This window comes from Variovorax sp. FW301-JW7, from assembly GCF_058788795.1.
Map to the genome: position 1 here is coordinate 20,029 of NZ_JBYTBC010000021.1, position 20,984 is coordinate 41,012.

Here is a 20,984-nt window from a genome sequence, read left to right on the forward strand (position 1 = left end):
CGTTTCGTGGCACGCCCACCGCACAGTGGGGCGTGCCGAATCGGCACCTCACCGAAGGAACCATGTGATGAAGACGAGAACCACCGCGGCCCTGCTTTTCACGGCGCTGCTCGCCGGCCCCGTGCTGGCCGCCACCTGCGACATCGAGATCGAAGGCAACGACGCGATGCAGTTCAACAAGAGCGCCATCGCCGTGCCGGCCAGCTGCAAGCAGTTCACCGTGAAGCTCAAGCACGTCGGCAAGCTGCCCAAGGCCTCGATGGGCCACAACTGGGTGCTGAGCAAGGCCACCGACGCACAGGGCGTGGCGGCGGACGGCATCGGCGCGGGGCTGGACAAGGCCTACGTGAAGCCGAGCGATGCCCGCGTCATCGCGCATTCGAAGGTCATCGGCGGCGGCGAGGCCGATGCCGTGAGCTTCGATGTGAGCAAGCTCAAGGCAGGGGACAGCTATGCGTGGTTCTGCTCGTTCCCGGGCCACGCGTCGCTCATGAAGGGCACGCTGGCGCTGGTCAAGTAGCCGCCGCACCGCCCAGGGGCATCCGCAGCACCACCTGCGTTTCGCCGGGGCGCGACTGCAGCTGCAGCTGCGCGCCCAGGCGGCGTGCCCGCGCCCGCAGGTTGCGCAGCCCCGCGCCGCCGCTCACGCCGTCCACCGCGAAACCCCGGCCGTCGTCGCGCACGCTGAGCTGCAGCTCGGCGCCCGCGCGCGCCACCGTCACGTCGACGCGACGGCCGGCGCTGTGCTTGAGCACGTTGGTCAGCGCCTCCTGCAGGAAGCGCATCAGGTCCAGGCTCTGCGAGGGCGCGAGTTCGAGCGTGTCGATGCCCGAGACCTTCCAGCGGCAGTCGATGCCGTTGGCGTCCAGCAGCTGCGCGCTGCGGTAGCGCAGCGGCGCCAGCAGCTCGCCGAGCGCGCGCGCCCCGTCGTCGCGGCCGGTGGCGTCGATGATCAGCCGCAGGTCGTCGCGCAGGCTCTTGAGCATCGCCAGCAGCTGCGGCGCGTTGAGGTGCTCGGGCGTGCGCTCCAGCGTCGCGATGCTGCCCACCAGCATGCCGCCCAGGCCGTCGTGCAGGTCGCTCACCAGCGCCACGCGCTCGCCAATGCGCGCGTGCGCGAGTTCCAGCGCATGCTGCTGCGCGAGCGTGGACGCGAGCTCGGCCTTGGCGGCGTTCACTTCCTCGAGCAGCTCGGTGTTGAAGTTCTCGATGCGCCGCAGGCTCTGCACGAAGCGCCCGGCCTGCGTCAGTGCCATGCCCAGCAGCAGCACGTACGAGGACATGGTCGTGTAGTAGATGTTGCTGTCGATCACCTGCGTGAACACCAACAGGTCGTGCGCGCCCGTGAGCGCCGACACCGCCATGAACGGCGCGAGCGAGCGCATCGGGCTGCCCCGGTGGCGCAGCGCATGGAAGATGCCGCTGCTGTTCACCACGATGATGGTGAGGCCGCCCACCAGCGTCCAGATCGCGCGGTGGGTGGGCAGGTTCGCAGCGCCCGCGAACCACAGGTCGAGCACGCCGACGGCCGCCACCGCGAACGCCGCGATCTCCAGGCGCGGCAGGCGCCGCCCGGCAAAGCGCAGCACGAATACGCCGTACGACACGCTGAACACCAGCAGCAGCGAGGTGTTCAGCGCCTGCCAGCTGTGGTTGCTGGCAAAAGGCCACGGGCTGGTGGCGATCTGGTTGTAGCCGAACAGCAGCCACAGCACCGACATCGCCGCGAACCAGCCGTAGGCCGTCTCGCGCCGGCGCAGCAGCCACCATGCCGCAAAGAAGGCCGACACCGCCGCGCTGGTCGCCAGGCCGAACACCTGCAGGTCGCGCCGCATGAGCTGCTCGCGGTCGAACTCCGCCTGCAGGGCGGCGGGCGTGCCCAGGCTCACCGGCCCCAGCCCGGCCTGGTAGGCCGACAGGCCCGACACGCGCACGAGCAGCGTGTTGGTGCCGGCGCGCAGCTGCGGCGCGGCCAACACCCAGTAGCGCGACGAGTTCCACGCGCGCGTGAGCGGCTCGACCAGGCTGCGGTCGCGCCAGATCGTCGTGCCGTTGAGCGAGACTTCGCCGGCCATGTTCAGGTAGTGCAGCAGCAGCCCGGTTTCGGTCACGGGCGCGGGCTGCTCCCAGGTCAGCCGGTACCAGACCACGCCGTCGAAGCCGGGCCAGCGCGTGGCCCAGCTGTCGGGCAGGGCGACGGGCGTCCAGCCATCGGCGGGTGGGGCCGTGTCGTCCCAGCCGGTGCCGCGTGCGGCTTCGGCGCGCAGTTCAGGAACCACCGGTGTTTGTGCGTGTGCGCTGCCCGTCGAGAGCAGCAGCCACAGGGCCCACAGAACGAGGCCCGCAAAGAAGTTCAGCGCAGCAAGCCCTGCCTTCGGCCCTGGTAGACCGCCTCGGTGCGCGAGTTGACGGCCAGCTTGCGGTAGATGTTCTTGGTGTGGCATTCCACGGTCAGTCTGGAGATCGACAGCGCCTCCGCCATGTCGCGGTTGCTCATCCCTTGCGACACGAGCTCGAGGATTTTGCGCTCGCGCGGCGTCAGCATGACGGGCGTGGTGGCCGGCGTCAGCGACGGGTCATCGGGCGGCGTGGGCAGGCTGGGCAGCTGGGTCGCGACCCAGCCGAGGATGCGGCGGGCGATGGCCGGGTCGATCGGCGCGCCGCCTTGCTCGATGCTGCGCAGCGCGATGCTGAGCTCGAGGTCGTCGCGTTCCTTCAGCAGGTAGCCGATGGCGCCGGCACGCAGCGCCGCGAAGATCACGGCCTCGGTGCGCCAGGCCGAGATCACCACCGCGGGCACCAGCCGGTGGTGCTCGTGCATCCACTCGATCAGGTCGACGCCGCTGCCGTCGGGCAGGCCGATGTCGATCAGCGCCACACCGAAATGCTGCTGCTCCAGCAGCGAGCGGGCCGAGGTCAGGCTGTCGGCCCAGGCGATCTGGGGCTCGTCGCATCCGAGCGTCGACAGCACGTACGCCAGGCGCTCGCGCATCGCCGGATCGTCTTCGACCACCAGCGCGGGGCTCAGCGAGACCACTTCAACGTCTTCCAGGAGAGGGGCAGACATAGGACGACATTTTTGAGCCGTGGTGTACGTGGTGCAACGTTTTTTCTTAAATGAAACGACTGTTTCTAAAGTTCCTATTTGTATCTTGATGTTAATTCAAAGCGACCACAACCCTAATCGAGGATGACCCCTCCGCTCAGGTTGACTATTGCGCCCGTCATGGCCCCGGCCAGCGGCGAGGCCAGGAACACCGCGGTGCCCGCGAGCTGGTCCAGCGAGGGCAGGCGCGCCACCAACAGCCCCTCGGGCCGCGCGGCCAGCATCTGCTCGACCGTGAGGCCCATGCGCTCGGCCGCCGGGCGAAACACCTCGCCGCTGTGCGAGCCCGCGGCCACCGCCTCGGGAATCGCGTGCGAGCGGATGCAGGCGGTGCGGATGCGAAACGCCGCCAACTCGCCCGCCATGTGACGCGCGAGCCCCTCCACGCCGGCGCAGGCCACGGCATGCCCGAGGTACCCCGGGCCGGGCAGGCGCGAGGCGGGCGTCGACACCGACAGGATCACGCCGCCGCCGCGCGCCGCCATGTGCGGTGCCACGGCCTTGGCGGTGAGGAAGTTGGCGCGCGTGTAGGCGTGGATGGGGAGGAAGAAGTCCTCCAGCGACAGCTCGGCCAGCGGTCGGCCCTGCACGTGGAAGATGCCGACGGCGTTGAAGGCGAGGTCGATGCCGCCGGCCTGCTCGGCGACCTCGGCGGCGTCGCGCAGCATCGCGGCCTCGTCCAGCGCATCGACCACCGCGGCCTGCGCACGGCCACCGGCTTGGGCGATGTCTCGCACCACCGCGTCAAGCTTGTCGCGGCTGCGGCCGGTGATGAACACGCGGGCGCCTTCGCGAGCAAAGGCGCGGGCGACGGCGCCGCCGAGGGCACCGCTGCCGCCGTGGATCACGGCGCAGCGGTCTTGCAAAGACTGAATAGTCGAGGGCATGAGTGCTTCTCCTTGGAGTGGCGACCTGCGATATGCAGGCGCTCGTTCCAAGGACGGCGCAGGCCCTGGCGATCCGACAGCGCAGTGGAGTTTTTTCAGACCTGCGGGATGCGCGGCGCGATCACGCCCGGGTCGTACCAGGTCACCGGGCGGATCTCGAACACGCCGCCCTCGAAGTCCAGCCGCCGCGCCGCATGCCGCGCGTCTTCGAGCGACTCGCACTCGACGATGTAGATGCCCATCAGCTGCTCCTTCGTCTCGGCGAACGGCCCGTCGGTCACCAGCGGGTGCGCGGCGCCGGCGTGCCGCACGGTGGTGGCGGTGTCGGGCATCAGGCGCAGCACGGTGCCGAGGCGGCCGGCGGCCTGCAGCTCGTCGCGCAGGTCGGTGTGGCGCTCGAGCATCTCGTCTTCGACCTCGGGCGCCCAGCCGGCCGCCGCAGCTTCGGAACCGTAGATCAGGATGGAATAGAGCATCGTGCGTCCTTTGCTTGAAGGGAGTCGGAAGAGGCGCCCGCGCCGAGGCGGTCGAGCAGCAGGCGGATGTGCGCGGCCTCGGCGGCGGTGCGGGCCAGCGCGAGCGCGTCGGCAAAGGCGCGGCGCGCCTCGTCGGCACGGCCCAGCTGCATCAGCAGCCCGCCGCGCAGGCCGTGAAAGTGGAAGTACGCCGACAGCGGCTCCGCCAGCGCGTCGACCATCGCCAGCGCCGCCTCGGGCCCGCGCACCTTGGCCACGGCGACCGCGCGGTTGAGCGTGACCACGGGCGAGGGCTGCAGCTTTTCGAGCCCGGCGTAGAGCCGGTCGATCTCGGCCCAGTCGGTGTCGGCCGCGCGCACCGCCCGCGCGTGCGTGGCCGCGATGGCCGCCTGCAGCTGGTACGGCCCGATGCGGCGCTGGCGCAGCGCGGCGTCGAGCAGGGCCAGGCCTTCGTCGATTGCCGCGCGGTGCCAGCGCCTGCGGTCCTGGTCTTCGAGCAGCACGACCATACCGGCCGCGTCCAGCCGCGCATCGGCACGCGCGTGCTGCAACAGCAGCAGGGCGCACAGGCCGGCGGTCTCGGGCTTGTCGGGGAACAGGTCGTACAGCAGGCGCGCGAGCCGGATCGCCTCTTCGCACAGCGCCACGCGCACATGGGCCGTGCCGCCGCTGGCCGCATAGCCTTCGTTGAACAGCAGGTAGACCACCGCGCCCACGGCCGCCAGCCGCTCGCCGCGTTCGCGCGCGCCGGGCGCATCGAAGGGCAGGCCGGCCGCGGCCACGCGCTGCTTGGCGCGCGTGATGCGCTGTTCCATGGCGCGCTCGCCGACCAGGAAGGCGCGCGCGATCTCCGCCACCGACAGGCCCGAGACGATGCGCAGCGCCAGCGCGATCTGCTGCGCGAGCGGCAGCGCGGGGTGGCAGCAGACGAACAGCAGGCGCAGCACGTCGTCGCGGTAGTGCGACTGGTCGAGCTGTTCGGCGAGGTCGGGGTCGAGGGCCATGTCCGCGTCGCCGTCGTCCGCTTCGGGCAGCGGATCGTGCCGGTCGCGCCGCCGCAGCTCGTCGAGCGCCGCGTTGCGCCCTACGAGGATCAGCCACGCCAGCGGATCGTCGGGCGGCCCGTGCTCGGGCCAGTGCCGCAGCGCGCGCAGGCTGGCTTCCTGGAAGCCTTCCTCGGCCGTGTCCAGGTCGCGGAAGTAGCGCAGCAGCGCCGCCACCGCGCGCGGGCGCGCGGCGGTCAGCGTGGTGGCGATCCAGCTCAGCTCGGTGGTGGTCATCGTCGGCGCGGTCGTGTCGCTTCGAAGAAGGTCGGTTCAACCCCAAGGACGCGCCAGTATGCGGCGGGCCGACAGCGACGCGCAAAAAAAGTCCGCGTGGACAATGCGGCGCATGTCCGACCTCCACGCCCTGACCCGGCAGTTCCCGCACCCCGGCCGGCTCGACGCCATCCTGCTGCGCCCCGCGCGGCGCACGCCAGTTCAATCGGTGAACGAGGTGCTGGCGATCGAAGGGCTGGGCCTGGCCGGCGACCGCAGCAGTGCGGGGCGCGGGGGTGGCAAGCGGCAGGTCACGCTGATCCAGGCGGAGCACCTGCCGGTTGTCGCGGCGCTCGCGCAGCGCATGGAGGGTGTGGATGCGAGCCTGCTGCGCCGCAACCTCGTCGTGTCGGGCCTCAACCTGCTGGCAGCGCGCTCGCTGTTTCGCGACCAGCCGCTGGTGCTGGCGCTCGGGCCCGAGGTGCTGCTCGAGATCACCGGGCCCTGCGAGCCCTGTTCGCGCATGGAAGAACTGCTCGGCCCCGGCGGCTACAACGCCATGCGCGGGCATGGCGGCGTGACGGCGCGGGTGCTGCGTGGCGGTGTGCTGCGCGTCGGCGACGCGGTCGCCTGCCGCACCGCCTGAACACCACCTACATCAGGTTGCGCAGCGAGGCTTCGATGGCCGCTGCCGTGGCCAGCGGCTTTTCCATTGGAAACAGGTGGCTGCCGTCGAGCATCGTGATGCGGCCCTTGGTGACCTGCTCGGTCATCGCCATGCCCACCTGCTTCATCTCGACCGACTGGCGTCCGCCGATGAAGGCCACCTTGCACTTGATCGGGTGGCGGCGCAGCAGCCCGCCCAGCGTGTGGGGCAGGGTGTTGTAGATCGCGGTTTCCACGTCGCGGTCGAAGCTCAGGGCGCGCGTGTCTTCGCTGTCGAAGGTGCCGTGGTCGATGTAGTCGTGCAGCACCTGCTCGTCCCACTTCGCGAACGCCTTCTTGCTTCGGAAGTGCTCGAACACCGCCTCGCGGTGCTCCCAGCTGTTGCGGCGCTTGCGGCTGGTGGCGCCGGGCGAAATGCTCTTCATGAGCGGCGTGCGCTTGACCACGTTGAGCGTGTTCGCGCGCCAGCCGCCGAGGATCGGCGAGTCGATCAGCAGCACGCCGCGCGCCAGCTCGGGGTGGCGCGCCGCGCACATCAGGCTCAGGAAGCCGCCCAGCGAATGGCCGATGAGGAACACCGGGCCGCCCGCGCGGTCGGCGCGCAGCTTGGCGAAGTCGGCCAGCTGCTGCACCAGGTGCGGCCAGTTGTCGGTGACGGGGTACTTCGGGTCATGCCCGAATTTCTCGATGGCGTCGACCTCGAAGCCCCGGTTGCGAAGGCTGTCGAGAACGACGCGGTAGGTGCTCGCCGGAAAGCTGTTGCCGTGCGAAAAGATGACAGGAGGCACGGACAGATTCAGATGAGCTTTTCGTCGGGCGTGGAGATCTTGCGCAGCGGGCTGTGGCGCGTGGCCGGCATCCGCAGCGGGTGTTCGGTGGCGCTGTCGTCCCACACCGGGTCTTCGATGCTGTCGAACACCTCGCGCAGCTTCTGGCCCCAGCTGTTGTGCATCATGCGGTAGTAGGGGTTGTCGGCGTCGATGCAGATCACGCGGTCGGTCTCGAGCTTGTTGGCTTCGTACACCACCAGGTCCAGCGGCAGGCCGACCGACAGGTTCGACTTCATGGTCGAGTCCATCGACACCAGCGCGCACTTGGCGGCTTCGTCCAGCGGCGTCTCGGGCGTGAGCACGCGGTCGAGCACGGGCTTGCCGTACTTCGACTCGCCGACCTGGAAGTAGGGCGTCTCGGTGGTCGCTTCGATGAAGTTGCCCGCGGCGTAGACCAGGAACAGGCGCATGCCTTCGCCCTTGACCTGCCCGCCGAAGATGAACGACACGTTGAAATCGAGGCCCGCGTGCTTGAGCGCCTCGGCGTCGCGGTCGTACACATGGCGAACGGCCGAGCCCAGCACGCGCGCGGCGTCGAACATGCTCTTGGCGTTCCAGATGGTGATGGGTTCGCCCTGCGTGCCGTCTTCGCGCGTTTCGCGCAGCTCTTCGATCTGCAGGATTTCGCGCACCGACTGCGAGATGCTCAGGTTGCCCGACGACAGCAGCACCATGACGCGGTCGCCCGGCTGCTCGTAGACGATCATCTTGCGGAAGGTGCTGATGTGGTCCACCCCCGCGTTCGTGCGCGAGTCGGAGAGAAACACCAGGCCGGCGTTGAGTTTGATGCCTACGCAATAAGTCATGGGTTCGCCTTGCAGGAACTGGGCCCGCTCATGCGGTACTGCGTTCACGTGCGTTCAGTTTCTGGAGGGCATAGAGCGCGTCGAGGGCTTCGCGCGGGCTCATGGCGTCCGGGTCGAGGGCAGCCAGCGCGGATTCTACGGCGCTGGCCATGGGGGTTTCGGTGGCCGGCGGCGGCGCGAACAGGTCGACCTGCGCACGCGTTTGCGCATGCTGCGATTCGAGCGCATCGAGCGCCTGCCGCGCATGGTTGACCACCGCCGCGGGCATGCCCGCGAGGCGCGCCACCTGGATGCCGTAGCTCTTGCTGGCCGGGCCCGGCTGCATCTCGTGCAGGAACACGATGTCGCGGCCCGACTCGGTCGCGCTCACGTGCATGTTCACCGCGCCGTGGTGCGTGGCCGGGAACTCGGTGAGCTCGAAGTAGTGCGTGGCGAACAGCGTGAAGGCCTTGCTGCGGTCATGCAGCTGCGCCGCGATGCCGGCCGCCAGCGCCAGGCCGTCGAAGGTGCTGGTGCCGCGGCCGATCTCGTCCATCAGCACCAGCGACTGCGCCGTGGCGCCGTGCAAAATCTGCGCGGCCTCGGTCATCTCGAGCATGAAGGTCGACTGCGCGTTGGCCAGGTCGTCGGCCGCGCCGATGCGCGTGTGAATGGCGTCGATCGGCCCGAGCCGGCAGGCCGTGGCCGGCACGTGCGAGCCGATGGAGGCCAGCAGCACCACGATCGCCACCTGCCGCATGTAGGTCGACTTACCGCCCATGTTCGGGCCGGTGATGATCTGCATGCGCTGCTGCGGCCCCATCTGCGTGTCGTTGGCAATGAAGCCGCCCGACGACTTCTCGGCCAGCCGCGCCTCCACCACCGGGTGGCGGCCCTGCTGGATCTCGATGCACGGGTGCGACACGAAGGTCGGCGCGCGCCAGTTCAGCGTGTGCGAGCGCTCGGCCAGCGCGCACAGCGCATCGAGCGCGGCAATGCCGCCGGCCAGTTGCGTGAGCGCGGGCACCGAGGGCTGCAGCGCGTCGAGCAGCTGCTCGTACAGCCACTTCTCGCGCGCCAGTGCGCGGTCTTGCGCGCTCAGCGCCTTGTCTTCGAAAGCCTTGAGTTCGGGCGTGATGAAGCGCTCGGCGTTCTTCAGCGTCTGGCGGCGGCGGTAGTTGTCGGGCACCTTCGAGAGCGCGCTTTGCGTCACCTCGATGTAGAAGCCGTGCACGCGGTTGAACTGCACGCGCAGGTTGCTGATGCCGGTGCGCTCGCGCTCGCTGATTTCGAGCTTGAGCAGGAAGTCGTCGCAGTTCTCGCTGATCTCGCGCAGCTCGTCGAGCTCGGCGTCGTGGCCGGTGGCGATCACGCCGCCGTCGCGCACCAGCGCCGACGGATCGGGCTTGATCGCGCGCACCAGCAGGTCGGCGCAGCCCGGCGGTGGTGCGAGGCGTTCGGTGATCTGCGCCAGCAGCGCAGCGGCGCCCGGCAGCAGCGGCGCCAGCTGCTCGGCCTTCGCCAGCGCGAGCTGCAGCGCCACCAGTTCGCGCGGGCGCACCTGGCGCAGCGCGATGCGCGCCGCGATGCGTTCCACGTCGCTCGTGTTCTTCAGTTGCTCGCGCAGCGTGCGCCAGGGCGCGGCGGTGGCGCCGGGCCCGGGGGACTGCAGCGCACCGATGGCGTCGAGCCGGCCTTGCGCTTCGCTGCGGTCGCGGCGCGGCGAGAGCAGCCAGCGCTTGAGCAGGCGGCTGCCCATGCCCGTCATGCAGGTGTCGAGCAGCGAGAACATCGTGGGCGCGTCTTCGCCGCGCAGCGTCTGTACCAGCTCCAGGTTGCGGCGCGTGGTGGGCGGCAGCTCGATCAGGTCGCCGTCGCGTTCCACCGACAGGCGCTGCACGTGCGACAGCGCGCGGCCCTGCGTGTGCTCGGCATAGCCCAGCAACGCGGCGGCGGCGGCATGCGCATTGCCCAGCGATTCGGCGTTCCACGCCGCGAGGCTGTGGCTGCCCATCTGCTCGCTGAGCTTGCGCTCGCCCAGGCCGGGATCGAACTGCCAGGCCGGACGCAGCGACAGCGTGAACGGCACGGCCGCGCGCGCGGCCTTCAGGCGCTGCTCGAAAGCGGGCGTGACCTCGGCGCTGTACAGCAGCTCGCTCGGCGCGATGCGCGCGATCCAGGCTTCGAGCGCATCGGCCGGGCACTCGGCCAGCCGCAGCTCGGCGCCCGTCACGCTGAGCCAGGCCAGGCCGCAGAAATTGCGCGTGCCCGCATGCACGGCGAGCAGCAGCGAATCGCTCTTGTCGTTGAGCAGTTCCGAGTCGGTCAGCGTGCCGGGCGTGACCACCCGCACCACCTTGCGCTCGACCGGCCCCTTGCTGGCACCGACCTCGCCCACCTGCTCGCAGATGGCGACCGACTCGCCCAGCTTGATGAGCCGCGCGAGGTAGGTGTCGACCGAGTGGAAGGGCACGCCGCACATCAGCACCGGCTGCCCGGCCGACTGGCCGCGCTGGGTGAGCGTGATGTCGAGCAGGCGCGAGGCCTTTTCGGCGTCGGCCCAGAACAGTTCGTAGAAATCGCCCATCCGGTAGAACAGCAGGGTGTCCGGGTGGTCGGCCTTGAGGCCTAAGTACTGCGCCATCATCGGCGTGTGCCCGGCGAAATCGCCAGCCGAGGGGGCTTGATCTTTGGTGCTTTTCACCGGTAAGGTCATTGAATCCGTGGAGAAGAAAAGAGGGTGCGCGCTGCGCATCCCGGGGATCGGGTCATTATCGGGGACGGCCATCGGCGTGCGCGCCGGCCTCCCCGCACCGGCATCCCCGCCGCGTCCACTTTGGCCGCATTCCCCTGAATCCAGACAGCTCCCCCGCGCGTAGTCATGCGCATGCGCATGACTACGCGGGCGCACGCGACCTTCATCGATGGAGACCCCAGTGAGCTACGAGGACATTCGGAAACGATTTCATGTGCCTGCCCGCAAGGGCGCCAGGGTGCTGGTGCACGGGCAGCCCGGCACCGTGACCACCGTGCGGGGGCTCACGCTGCGCGTGCGGCTGGACGGCATGAGATGGTCGCGGCCGTATCTGCCGGACGAGCTGCAATGGCTGCCGGCCCCGGCGCCCGAGCCGCAGGGGCAGGGCGGCCCCGAGCACTGACGCGGCCGGGCGGCCTGCACCGCCGCTCCTAAAATCCCCCGGCGCAAACCCCGCGTGAAGAACAAAGGCGCCCATGGCCCCGTCGGATGAAATCAAAGGCCCTGCAGCGGACGCGCTCCCGGACACCGCCACCTTGCCCGCTGAACTCGCGGCGCTGTACCTGTGCATGTCGCCGGCCCAGTTGGCGGACCTGCGCAAGTCGAAACGGCCCGAAGGGCGCCCGGGTACGGGCAACGCCCCGTCCGTCATCCGGCCCGTGGAAGGCACAGGCGGCGCCAAGGACCCGGCGCTCTACCAGCTTGGCACGCTGCGCGACTTTGCCAAGGCGAACGCTGCCCCCTCGGCCTTCGACACCGCGCTGAACACCGGCCTGCCGGGCTGGTTCGGCGCCAAGTTGCCCTTCTTCGCCGAGCGCGAACCCCGCATCAAGCGCGGCAAGCGCGTGCTCATCGGCGGCGCCTGGGACCGGGCCGATCCGCTGCGCGAGCAGCGTTTCGTCGCGTTGGCCAAGGGCCGCATCCGCTTCACGTCGCTGACGTGTGCCGAAGCCGCGGCGAGCCTGTGGGCCGACGTGGACAGCCACCGCGCGTTCGCCGACAAGGGTCTGGCCCTGCTCGCGCGCGAGACGCAGGCCATCGAGGCCTCGCTGGCCGACACGGCCACCCTGGCCGCGACCGCATCGACCGATGCAGCCGCCTGAGTTCATTCCAAGTTCGAAGAGGGAAGCGTCCCGATGCTGATCAACTGCGTGGCCTATGAAAACGGCGCCAAGCTCGCCGACATTCCCGTCGAGGACATCAGCGACTACATCTCCCGCGCCGGCTGCTTCGTCTGGGTGGCGCTGAGCGATGCCACGCCCGAAGAGTTGGCCCAGATGCAGGACGAGTTCGACCTGCACCCTCTGGCCGTCGAAGACGCCCAGCATGGCCACCAGCGCCCCAAGGTGGAGGAGTACGGCGACTCGCTGTTCGTCGTGATGCACCTGGTCGAGCCTTCGACCGAAGCCGACGGCGAGCACAGCGTGAACGTGGGCGAGGTCAACGTGTTCGTCGGCCGCAACTACGTGCTGTCGGTGCGCAACCGCAGCCAGCAGGGCTTCCTGGGCGTGCGCGAGCGCTGCGAGCGCGAGCCCGACCTGCTGCGCAACGGCGCGGGCTTCGTGCTCTATGCGCTGATGGACGCAGTGGTCGACCGCTACTTTCCGGTGATCGACGCGCTCGAAGTGGAACTCGAATCCATCGAGCAGCAAATCTTTGCTCAGGGCGGCGCGGCGCGCGACAAGATCAAGCAGCTGTACGACCTGAAGCGCCGCAGCCTCATCCTCAAGCGCGCGGTGGCGCCATTGGTAGAGGCGGCGGGCAAGCTGCATGGCGGGCGCGTGCCGCAGATCTGCGTGGGCACGCAGGAGTATTTCCGCGACGTGGGCGACCACCTGGTGCGCATCAACGGCTCGATCGACGCGGTGCGCGACACCATCGCCACAGCGGTGCAGGTGAACCTCTCGATGGTCACCATCGAAGAGAGCGAAGTGACCAAGCGGCTCGCCGCCTGGGCCAGCATCTTTGCGGTGTGCACCGCGTTCGCAGGCATCTGGGGGATGAACTTCGAGCAGATGCCGGAGCTGAAATTCCGCTATGGGTACGCGATGGCGCTGGGGCTGATCGTCAGCACCTGCGGCTATCTGTACTACCGGTTCAGGCGCGTCGGCTGGCTTTGAAGGGTTTGGCTCCCTCCCCTTCGGGGGAGGGCTGGGGTGGGGGCTCGCGGCCTCTCAACCCTCAGCGGCTTTTTGAAGGCCGCTTGCCCCCATCCCAGCCTTCCCCCGGGAGGGGAAGGAGCAATACCAACACTTACTCGTCGTGCGTGTCGTGCGTCGCCACCGCACCGCGACGCCAGTAACCCGACGCCCGAACCCACTTCGGGTTCGCGCCGCGCTCGCCCACGAGGTGCGCGCGCAGCGCCTTCGCAATCGCCGATTCGCACCCGACCCAGGCGTGGAAGTCGCCGGCTGGCAGCGCCATCGCCTTCAGCGTGTCGACCAGCACAGGGCTCAGGCCCGGCGCGGCGCCTTCGCGGTGCACCCAGCGCAGCGTGAGTTCGGCCTGCGTCTCGAAGGGAATCTCGTCGGCCGCGCTGTCGACTTCCGCCAGCACCACCACGCGCGCACCGGCCGGCAGTTCGGCCAGGCGGCGCGAGATGGCGGGCAGGGCGGTGTCGTCGCCGATCAGCAGGTGCCAGTCGAATTCGGTCGGCACGATGAACGAGCCGCGCGGGCCGCCCACGCCGACGATGTCGCCGGGTTTGGCCTGCTCGGCCCACTGCGTGGCGGGGCCGGCGTCGTGCAGCGCGAAGTCGATCTCCAGCGTATTGGCTTGCGCGTCGTGGCGGCGCGGCGTGTAGTCGCGCATGGCGGGGCGCCCGCCCTCGGGCCACACGGGGCCGTCGGGGCCGGCGGTCGGCAGCGTGAGCTGGCCGGTGGCGGCGTCGGGAAAGAACAGCTTCGCGTGGTCGTCGAAGCCGGGGCTGGTGAAGCCTTCGAGCGCGTCGCCGGTCAGCGTGATGCGGATCAGGTGCGGCGTCACGCGCTGCACGGTCTTCACCGTGAGTTGGCGAAAACGAAGTTCGTGGCGCACGCGGCGCGGCGTGCGGTCGGGCGTGTTGGAAGAAGAAGCAGTGGTGGTGAAGTCGGTCATTTCAGGTTGAATCAAATGCGTTCGAGCTGTTGTGCGGCGCTGTCGAGCACCGCGGCGAATTCGTGGGCTTGTTGTTCGGTGAGGGGGGCGCCGCCGAGGCGCAGGCGCATCGCGAGCTTGAGGTTCTCGATGGCGCGGGTGACTTGCGGGGGCCGTCCGGCGCGCGGGCCGGCGCCGTCCACGCCGCCCGCCATGCGGGCCATCATGGCGTCGGCCGTCTCGCGGTTGGCGGCCAGGAACTCCTGGCCGCTCGGCGTGATGCTGTAGCGCTTGCGACCGCCGACGTCGGCGGTTTCCACGCTCAGGTAGCCCAGCTCTTCCAGCAGCGTGAGCGTGGGGTAGACCACGCCGGGGCTCGGCGCGTAGGTGCCGCCCAGGCGGTCTTCGATGGCCTTGATGAGCTCGTAGCCGTGCGAGGGCTTGTCGGCAATGAGCTGCAGCAGCACGAAGCGCAGCCCGCCGTGGCCGAACACCCGGCCCGCGCCGCCGCCGCGCCCGCCGCGCATTCCGCGGCCACCGCCGGCCAGGCCGTCTTCGTGTTCGCCGCGCGGGGCGTGGCGGTGGTGATGGTGGTGCGGAGCGTGGTGAAGGTGGCGCATGGGGATGGCTTTCTTGAGTGGGTCGAGACTATTCTAGATATATCGAAATAGAAAGCGAAAGCCCACCCATGGTGCGACCCTGCCGGTCGCATGGGTTCTGGCGCGCGGCCCCGGCGGGCGAGAGCGGGCTACAGCGGACGCAAAGGCGCCGCGCGCGCCATCAGGCGGATCTGCTCGAAGTCCAGCCGGTCCAGCGCCTGGCGCAGCGTCAGCACCATCGGCTGGCTGTGCGCCTCGGCGGCCAGCCGGTTCACCCATTCGTGCAGGTCGCTCCAGCGCCCGTCGCGGGCGAGCGCTTCGAGTTCGTCCTTCTGCGCCGGCGACAACGGCGTCAATACCGGAAGTGGCCGGCGTGCCCGGGGCTTTGGGCGCGGACCGGGCGCGGCGATGGGTTCCGGCAACGGCGGCGCAGGCGCAGCCGACGAAGGCGCCGGCTCGGTCGACAGCGAGAACACCACCCGCGTCCCCGCGCCCATGCCGCTGTGAATGGCGAGCCGCCCGCCCATCCGCTGCACGATGCGCTGCGCGATCACCAGCCCGAGGCCGCCGCCCGCCATGCTGGGTGCGTTGTCGGCCAGCAGGCGGGTCATGCGATCGAGCGTGTCGGTGTCGATGCCCGTGCCGCTGTCGGTCACCTCGAAATGCAACAGCCACGCGCCGTGGGACGGTTGCGCTTGCAAGCGCAGCCCGATGGCGCCGTTGCGCGTGAACCTGGCCGCGTTCGACAGCAGGTTCAGCACCACCTGCTGCAGCCGCTTGCCGTCCAGGTGGACCAGGGCCGGCAGCTCACCGTCGATCGTCAGTTCGAAGCTGTTGTGCTGGCGCTGCGCGAGCGCGTCCGCGTACTGCGCGACGTTGTCGACCAGCGTGCGCAACTGCACCGGCTGCGCCTCGACGGCGAGCGGCGCCAGCTCGCCCTTGGCGTAGTCGACCAGGTCATCGATGAGCTCCAGCTGGTAGGCCGCGCTGCGTTCGATGGTGGCGAGCCGCGTGGGCGCGGGCATGTCGCCGGCGTCCTGCATCAGCCGCAGGTTGCCCAGGATGGTGGCCACCGGCGCGCGCAGGTCGTGGCTGATGTAGGCCAGCAGCTCCTTCTGCTCGCGCGTGCGCTGCTCGGCCTGGCCCAGCGCCTCGCTCAGCGCGCGCGTCTTGCGCACCACTTCTTCCTCGAGCCGCTGCTGCTCCTGGGCCTGCCACGCCAGCAGCGTCTGCTGCGCCGCGTTGCGCTGGCGCGTTTCCTGGAACGACCACGCCGTGATCGCGAACGCGCCCACCAGCATGCCCGGGAACGCGAGCGCATAGTGGTCGAAGTCGGACATCGAGCGCTCCGCGAACATCAGCGCCGACATGCGCATCAGCGCGCCCACGCAGATCACGAGCATCACCAGCAGCGACAGCCGCCCGCCCGGCCCGGCGCGCCGTTGGTAGATGAAGGTGCAGACCGTCAGCGCGAGCACGATCAGCGGCGCGTTCACGATGCCGATGGCGGCGAAGGTCGCGTAGGGGCCGAACAAAGTGCCCAGCAGCACGACGATCTCGACGCCGGCCAGCACGAACAGCAGCGGGCGCCCGGGCACGCGCACCGGGCTCTGGCGGCCGCGCTCGTGAAAGTACAGCAGCAGGCACAGCGCCGTGGCCGCCACCATCACGCTGTGGCCGCGGTAGCTCCAGGTGGTGCTGTCGGGCCACAGCGCAATGCGCGCGTAGCCCCGGTAGGTGGCCTCGTACAGCGCCAGCAGCGCAAAGCTCCCCGCCTGGAAGGCCAGCATCGGCGCGCGCGAAATCCACCACAGCGCCGCCGAGTACACCGCGAAGGCCAGCAGTCCGCCGATCAGCAGGCCGCTGAGCAGCGCGTGGTTGCGCTCGATGTGATGCCACGCCTCGTCGGTGTGCAGCTCCAGCACCAGCTTGATCTGGCCCGTGCTCATCACGCGCACCAGCACCTGCACCGACTCGCCCGGCTGCAGGTCGATCCGCAGCTGGGGAATGCGGTCGTAGCGATGCGTGCTGTCCATCGGGTCGGACACGCCGGCCTGCGCGTGCGTCCATGCGGGTTGGCCATTGCGCGTGCGCAGCAGATGAAAGTCGACATGCCGCAGCCACGTCACATTGAGCCCGAGCCGCGCCGTGCGCACCTCCTGCGCATCGTTGACCAGCGACAGGCGCAGCCAGACCGCCGAGGTCGAGAACCCGCGCATCAGCTGGTCGGGCGTGGCGGGCACGAACCCGTTCGCACCGCCACTCGGCAAGGCGAGCACCTCGCGCGCCGACAGGCGGGCCGTGGGGTCTTCCAGCACCTCGACGGTCTGTTCGATGGCGACCTTGCCCCGGGTCAACGCGCTGAACCTGACGGCTTCGGCCGCGCTGGCCGCGAAGCCCCACAACCACAAGGCCAGGCCGAGCAGCAGACCGCTTGCCCACCAGGGGCGTGTGCGCACCGGATGCATCGCGCGTCAGGTGCCGGAACGTTCGACACCGGCCTGGCGGCAGGCCGAGGGCGTGCAGTCGAAGTACTCGCGAAACGCCGTCGCGAAATTCGCGGCGCTCGAGAACCCCACCGCCGCGGCGATCTCCTCGATGCGCATGGCCGATTCGAGCAGCAGGCGCTGCGCCTCGTGCAGCCGCGCCTCGCGCACGAACTCGAACACCGTGCGGTTCGCGAGCTCCTTGAACACGCGCGACAGGCGCTTCTCGTGCGTGCCCACGCGCGCCGCCAGCTCGCGCAGCGGCAGCACGCGGCTCAGGTCGGCCAGTATCAGCCGCTCCGCCGCCTGCATGAGCGCGCGGTCCATGCCCGAGCCCGGCGCGCCGCCGTCGTTCGCAGCGGGGTCATCGGGCGGGGGCGCCGCCTGCGTGGCAGGGGCGGTGCGCGCCCTGCGGGATTCGGCCAGCGCCAGATGAATTTCGACGCGGGCCATCACCTCGGCCGGGTCGAAGGGCTTCACGATGTAGTCGACCGCGCCGGCCCGCAGGCCCGTCAGGCGCTCTTCCAGGCTGGCCGACGAGGTCACGAAGATCACCGGAATGTCCGCCGTGGCCGGGTCGGCCTTCAGCAGGCGGCAGGCGGCGAATCCGTCGGTGCCGCCCAGGCGCACGTCCAGCAGCACCAGGTCCATCTGCAGCGTCGTCGCCCGCCGGTAGCCCTCCATCGCGTCGAAGGCGAGCGTGATGCGGTAGCCCGTGCCCCGCAGCGTTTCCAGCAAGAGCTTGAGTTCGTCGACGTTGTCGTCGACAACCAGAAGATGAGCTCTCCGGGGCTCCGGAGGTGACCAATAGGACATGGAAAGAGGGGGCGCCGGCACCGCGTGTGAACGCCCTGTGACCGAAACAATGTAACCAAGAAATTAATTTGGTAATCATTGTCACAAGAAATGCAAATTCATCCAATGACCGGTCTTCATTCCTGATCGATTCACCCGCCATTGCCGCCCGAGGCCTTAAAAAAGGTGCCGCGGCGAGGGGGTCTGTCAGAGGGAAAACAGGGTGCCGGACAGGGCCCGTTCGGTATTGCAGGAAATAGCCGGGCCGATTCCGTCCATCAAAAGAATTGGACGCTCCAGCAAAAGCCCGTAAGCCAAAAGGCCGCCAGCGCTCGCTTTCCTAACTTGCGAATTGCTGAATTTCTTTGGCCAATCGTGTGAAGTATTCGACATTCACACACGTTTGTGAACAGTTGTACGCCACGGCAAACGCCACGGCCTCTCCGGCAAAAGTCCGGACACCCCCCCGAACCAAGAATCCGGCCCCATGCAAGCGCAAGCCTGCGTGACCCGCGCACCGGGTCGCGCCGGCGAGTCCTCGAGAGCCACCCGCGGCCTTCGAGATTTCCCAACGTGCGACCCGGGCTGTTCGCTGAAAGCGAGGGCTCGCCCGAGGTTCGGAGTCAAGGAGAAAGACCAATCATGGAAGCTGTTTACAAGTCTGGTGGCGCGTCATCCCGCAAAGCGACGGCGGAAGCCCCTCTGGTTCTGGATCGCCCGTCGATCGTCACGCTGAAGATCGCGCCCGAGAGCGTGCTCAAGTTCGAGCGCCGCGGCGACGACCTCGTGCTCGTGCTGCGCGACGGCCAGGAAGTCGCCGTGCGCGGCTTCTTCGCCGAGTACCCCGACGCCGGCCGCAACGACCTCGTGCTCGAAGACGGCGCCGGCGTGCAGTGGTGGGGTCAGTACACCGCGCCCTGGAAAGACTTCCACTTCACCGAGATCGAATGGAACGACGCCGGCGGCGCCTTGCTGCCCGACGGCGTGCCGGGCTGGCTGCTGGGCGCGCTCGGCGTGCTGGGCGTCGGTGCCGCCGCGAGCGGTGGTGGTGGTGGCGGCGGCGGTGGTGGCCCGGCCTTCATCCCGCCGTTGCTGCCCGCGCAGAACCGCGGCCCCGAAGGCAAGGCTGAGCCTGTCGTCACCGATCAGGACAAGCCCGTGCAGGGCCAGGTGCATGCCACCGACCTGGACCGCGACACGCTGACCTACACCGTCGCCAAGGGCCCCGAGCACGGCACCGTCACCGTCGATCCGACCACGGGCCAGTTCGTCTACACCCCCAAGCCAGGCTACGAAGGCCCCGACAGCTTCGAAGTGACCGTCAGCGACGGCAAGGGCGGCACCACCACCGTCAAGGTGCCCGTGACCGTCTCGCCCGTGAACGACGCGCCCACCGCGCCCGACTACACCGAGACGACGAACGAAGACACGCCCGTGAGCGGTCGGGTGACCGGCCGCGACATCGACAGCGGCGACACGCTGACCTACACGAAGGGCAGCGACCCGGCGCACGGCACGGTGACGGTCAACCCGGACGGCACGTACACGTACACGCCGAACCCGAACTTCAACGGCACCGATACGTTCACTGTCACAGTGAGCGATGGCCATGGCGGGACGACGACGAGCACGGTGACGGTGACGGTCGATCCGGTGAACGATGCACCGACAGCGCCGAACTACACCGAGACGACGAACGAAGACACGCCAGTCAGTGGTCAAGTCGTCGGCAGCGACGTCGATGGCGACACGCTGACGTACACCAAGGGCAGCGATCCAGCGCACGGCACGGTGACGGTCAATGCCGATGGCACCTACACCTACACCCCGGGTGCCAACTTCCACGGCACGGACAGCTTCACCGTGACGGTGAGCGACGGTCATGGCGGCACGACTACCAGCACGGTGAACGTGACCGTCAACCCGGTCAACGACGCACCGACCGCGCCCAACTACAACCAGTCCACGGACGAAGACACGCCCGTCAGCGGCAAGGTGATCGGCAGCGATATTGACGGCGACACGCTGACGTACACCAAGGGCAGTGATCCCGCGCACGGCACGGTCACGGTCAATGCCGACGGAACGTATACCTACACCCCCGGCGCGAACTTCAAGGGCACCGACAGCTTCACGGTCACCGTGAGCGACGGCCACGGCGGAACGACCACCAGTACGGTGAACGTGACCGTGAACCCGGTGAACGATGCACCGACGGCACCGAACTACACCGAGACCACGAACGAGGACACGCCGGTCAGCGGGAAGGTGATCGGCAGCGACGTCGATGGCGACGCACTGACCTGCGTGAAGGGCAGCGATCCGGCGCACGGCACGGTGACGGTCAATCCTGATGGCACCTACGTCTACACGCCGAACCCGAATTTCAACGGCACCGACACATTCACTGTGACAGTGAGCGACGGCAACGGTGGCACGGTCACCAGCACCATCACGGTCACCGTCGATCCGGTGAACGATGCACCGACGGCACCCAACTACAACCAGACCACGGACGAGGACACGCCAGTCAGCGGGAAGGTGATCGGCAGCGACGTCGATGGCGACGCACTGACTTACACGAAGGGCAGCGATCCAGCGCACGGCACCGTCACAGTCAATCCCGATGGCACGTACACCTACACCCCGGGTGCGAACTTCAATGGCACCGACAGCTTCACCGTGACGGTGAGTGACGGCCACGGCGGCACCGCCACCAGCACCGTCAATGTGACCATCAACCCGGTCAACGACGCCCCCACGGCACCCAACTACACCCAGACCACGAACGAAGACACACCGGTCAACGGCAAGGTGACGGGCACTGACGTGGACGGCGATGCGCTCACCTACACGAAGGGCAGCAATCCTTCGAATGGCTCCGTGGTCGTCAACCCCGACGGCACCTACACATACACGCCGAACCCGAACTTCAACGGCACCGACACGTTCACTGTCACGGTGAGCGATGGCCATGGCGGCACGACGACGAGCACCATCACGGTCACCGTCGATCCGGTCAACGATGCCCCCACGGCGCCCAACTACAACCAGACCACGAACGAGGACACGCCCGTCAACGGCAAGGTCGTCGGCAGCGACGTCGACGGTGACGCGTTGACCTACACCAAGGGCAGCAATCCTTCGAACGGCTCTGTCACGGTCAATCCCGATGGCACGTACGTCTACACGCCGAACCCGAACTTCAACGGCACCGACACGTTCACTGTCACGGTGAGCGATGGCCATGGCGGCACGACGACGA

General features: G+C 68.9%; 18 protein-coding genes. 6 read left to right on the forward strand and 12 right to left on the reverse strand.

All coding sequences use genetic code 11. The features are described from left to right. The first annotated feature begins 67 nt into the window (after positions 1-67). Positions 68-520, forward strand: a complete 453-nt coding sequence (gene azu, locus AC3WQM_RS30670) for an azurin (RefSeq protein ID WP_492683686.1) — start codon at positions 68-70, stop codon at positions 518-520. Here azu and AC3WQM_RS30675 read toward each other — a convergent pair. The 5 genes from AC3WQM_RS30675 to AC3WQM_RS30695 all read right to left on the reverse strand — a co-directional run bounded on the left by AC3WQM_RS30675 (position 513) and on the right by AC3WQM_RS30695 (position 5,749). Beyond that, positions 513-2,279, reverse strand: a complete 1,767-nt coding sequence (locus tag AC3WQM_RS30675; RefSeq protein ID WP_492683687.1) for a sensor histidine kinase — start codon at positions 2,277-2,279, stop codon at positions 513-515. The two genes, azu and AC3WQM_RS30675, sit on opposite strands and share 8 nt — an antisense overlap. A 74-nt stretch (positions 2,280-2,353) precedes the next feature. Beyond that, complete coding sequence (locus tag AC3WQM_RS30680) at positions 2,354-3,067, reverse strand: response regulator transcription factor (protein WP_095746141.1); 714 nt, start codon at positions 3,065-3,067, stop codon at positions 2,354-2,356. A gap of 113 nt (positions 3,068-3,180) precedes the next feature. Then, on the reverse strand, positions 3,181-3,993 hold the full coding sequence (locus AC3WQM_RS30685) for an SDR family NAD(P)-dependent oxidoreductase (protein ID WP_492683688.1): 813 nt from the start codon (positions 3,991-3,993) through the stop codon (positions 3,181-3,183). Positions 3,994-4,088: 95 nt separating this feature from the next. Next, positions 4,089-4,469: a YciI family protein gene (locus AC3WQM_RS30690; protein ID WP_070062632.1), complete on the reverse strand. Its 381-nt coding sequence runs from the start codon at positions 4,467-4,469 to the stop codon at positions 4,089-4,091. Then, entirely contained in the window at positions 4,451-5,749 is a 1,299-nt protein-coding gene (locus AC3WQM_RS30695; protein WP_492683689.1) for an RNA polymerase sigma factor, read from the reverse strand. Before AC3WQM_RS30695 ends, AC3WQM_RS30690 begins: the two co-directional genes overlap by 19 nt. 112 nt (positions 5,750-5,861) lie before the next feature. On the opposite strand from AC3WQM_RS30695, the gene AC3WQM_RS30700 reads away from it, so the two are divergent. Beyond that, entirely contained in the window at positions 5,862-6,374 is a 513-nt protein-coding gene (locus AC3WQM_RS30700; protein WP_492683690.1) for an MOSC domain-containing protein, read from the forward strand. A gap of 7 nt (positions 6,375-6,381) precedes the next feature. On the opposite strand, the gene AC3WQM_RS30705 is transcribed toward AC3WQM_RS30700, so the two are convergent. The 3 genes from AC3WQM_RS30705 to mutS are packed head-to-tail and all read right to left on the reverse strand — an operon-like array spanning position 6,382 to position 10,725. Further along, a complete protein-coding gene (locus AC3WQM_RS30705) occupies positions 6,382-7,188 on the reverse strand; it encodes an alpha/beta fold hydrolase (RefSeq protein WP_174543661.1) in 807 nt (268 codons plus the stop codon). 2 nt (positions 7,189-7,190) lie between these two features. Further along, a complete protein-coding gene (locus AC3WQM_RS30710; protein ID WP_062474940.1) occupies positions 7,191-8,030 on the reverse strand; it encodes a proteasome-type protease in 840 nt (279 codons plus the stop codon). Between the two features lie 28 nt (positions 8,031-8,058). Beyond that, complete coding sequence (mutS, locus tag AC3WQM_RS30715) at positions 8,059-10,725, reverse strand: DNA mismatch repair protein MutS (protein WP_492683691.1); 2,667 nt, start codon at positions 10,723-10,725, stop codon at positions 8,059-8,061. A gap of 253 nt (positions 10,726-10,978) precedes the next feature. On the opposite strand from mutS, the gene AC3WQM_RS30720 reads away from it, so the two are divergent. The 3 genes from AC3WQM_RS30720 (at position 10,979) to corA (ending at position 12,884) form a co-directional block, all read left to right on the forward strand. Continuing rightward, entirely contained in the window at positions 10,979-11,167 is a 189-nt protein-coding gene (locus AC3WQM_RS30720; protein ID WP_390342593.1) for a polysaccharide deacetylase, read from the forward strand. A gap of 133 nt (positions 11,168-11,300) precedes the next feature. Continuing rightward, entirely contained in the window at positions 11,301-11,867 is a 567-nt protein-coding gene (locus tag AC3WQM_RS30725) for a hypothetical protein (RefSeq protein WP_492683692.1), read from the forward strand. A 33-nt stretch (positions 11,868-11,900) separates the two neighbouring features. After that, positions 11,901-12,884 (forward strand): magnesium/cobalt transporter CorA, encoded by a 984-nt coding sequence (gene corA / locus AC3WQM_RS30730; RefSeq protein WP_492683693.1) that lies wholly within the window; start codon positions 11,901-11,903, stop codon positions 12,882-12,884. 133 nt (positions 12,885-13,017) lie between these two features. Here the strand turns inward: corA and AC3WQM_RS30735 are convergent, their stop codons facing one another. The 4 genes from AC3WQM_RS30735 to AC3WQM_RS30750 all read right to left on the reverse strand — a co-directional run bounded on the left by AC3WQM_RS30735 (position 13,018) and on the right by AC3WQM_RS30750 (position 17,740). Continuing rightward, positions 13,018-13,860 carry a siderophore-interacting protein gene (locus tag AC3WQM_RS30735; RefSeq protein WP_492683694.1) on the reverse strand — a complete coding sequence of 281 codons (843 nt, stop codon included), beginning with the start codon at positions 13,858-13,860 and terminating at the stop codon, positions 13,018-13,020. 11 nt (positions 13,861-13,871) lie between these two features. After that, a complete protein-coding gene (locus AC3WQM_RS30740) occupies positions 13,872-14,459 on the reverse strand; it encodes a PadR family transcriptional regulator (protein WP_062474958.1) in 588 nt (195 codons plus the stop codon). Positions 14,460-14,587: 128 nt separating this feature from the next. Continuing rightward, on the reverse strand, positions 14,588-16,897 hold the full coding sequence (locus AC3WQM_RS30745) for a sensor histidine kinase (protein ID WP_492683695.1): 2,310 nt from the start codon (positions 16,895-16,897) through the stop codon (positions 14,588-14,590). Positions 16,898-16,912: 15 nt separating this feature from the next. Next, entirely contained in the window at positions 16,913-17,740 is an 828-nt protein-coding gene (locus AC3WQM_RS30750; RefSeq protein WP_354344853.1) for a response regulator transcription factor, read from the reverse strand. Between the two features lie 621 nt (positions 17,741-18,361). Here AC3WQM_RS30750 and AC3WQM_RS30755 point away from each other — a divergent pair. Continuing rightward, on the forward strand, positions 18,362-20,984 hold a 2,623-nt coding region (locus AC3WQM_RS30755), incomplete at its 3' end, for an Ig-like domain-containing protein (protein WP_492683696.1).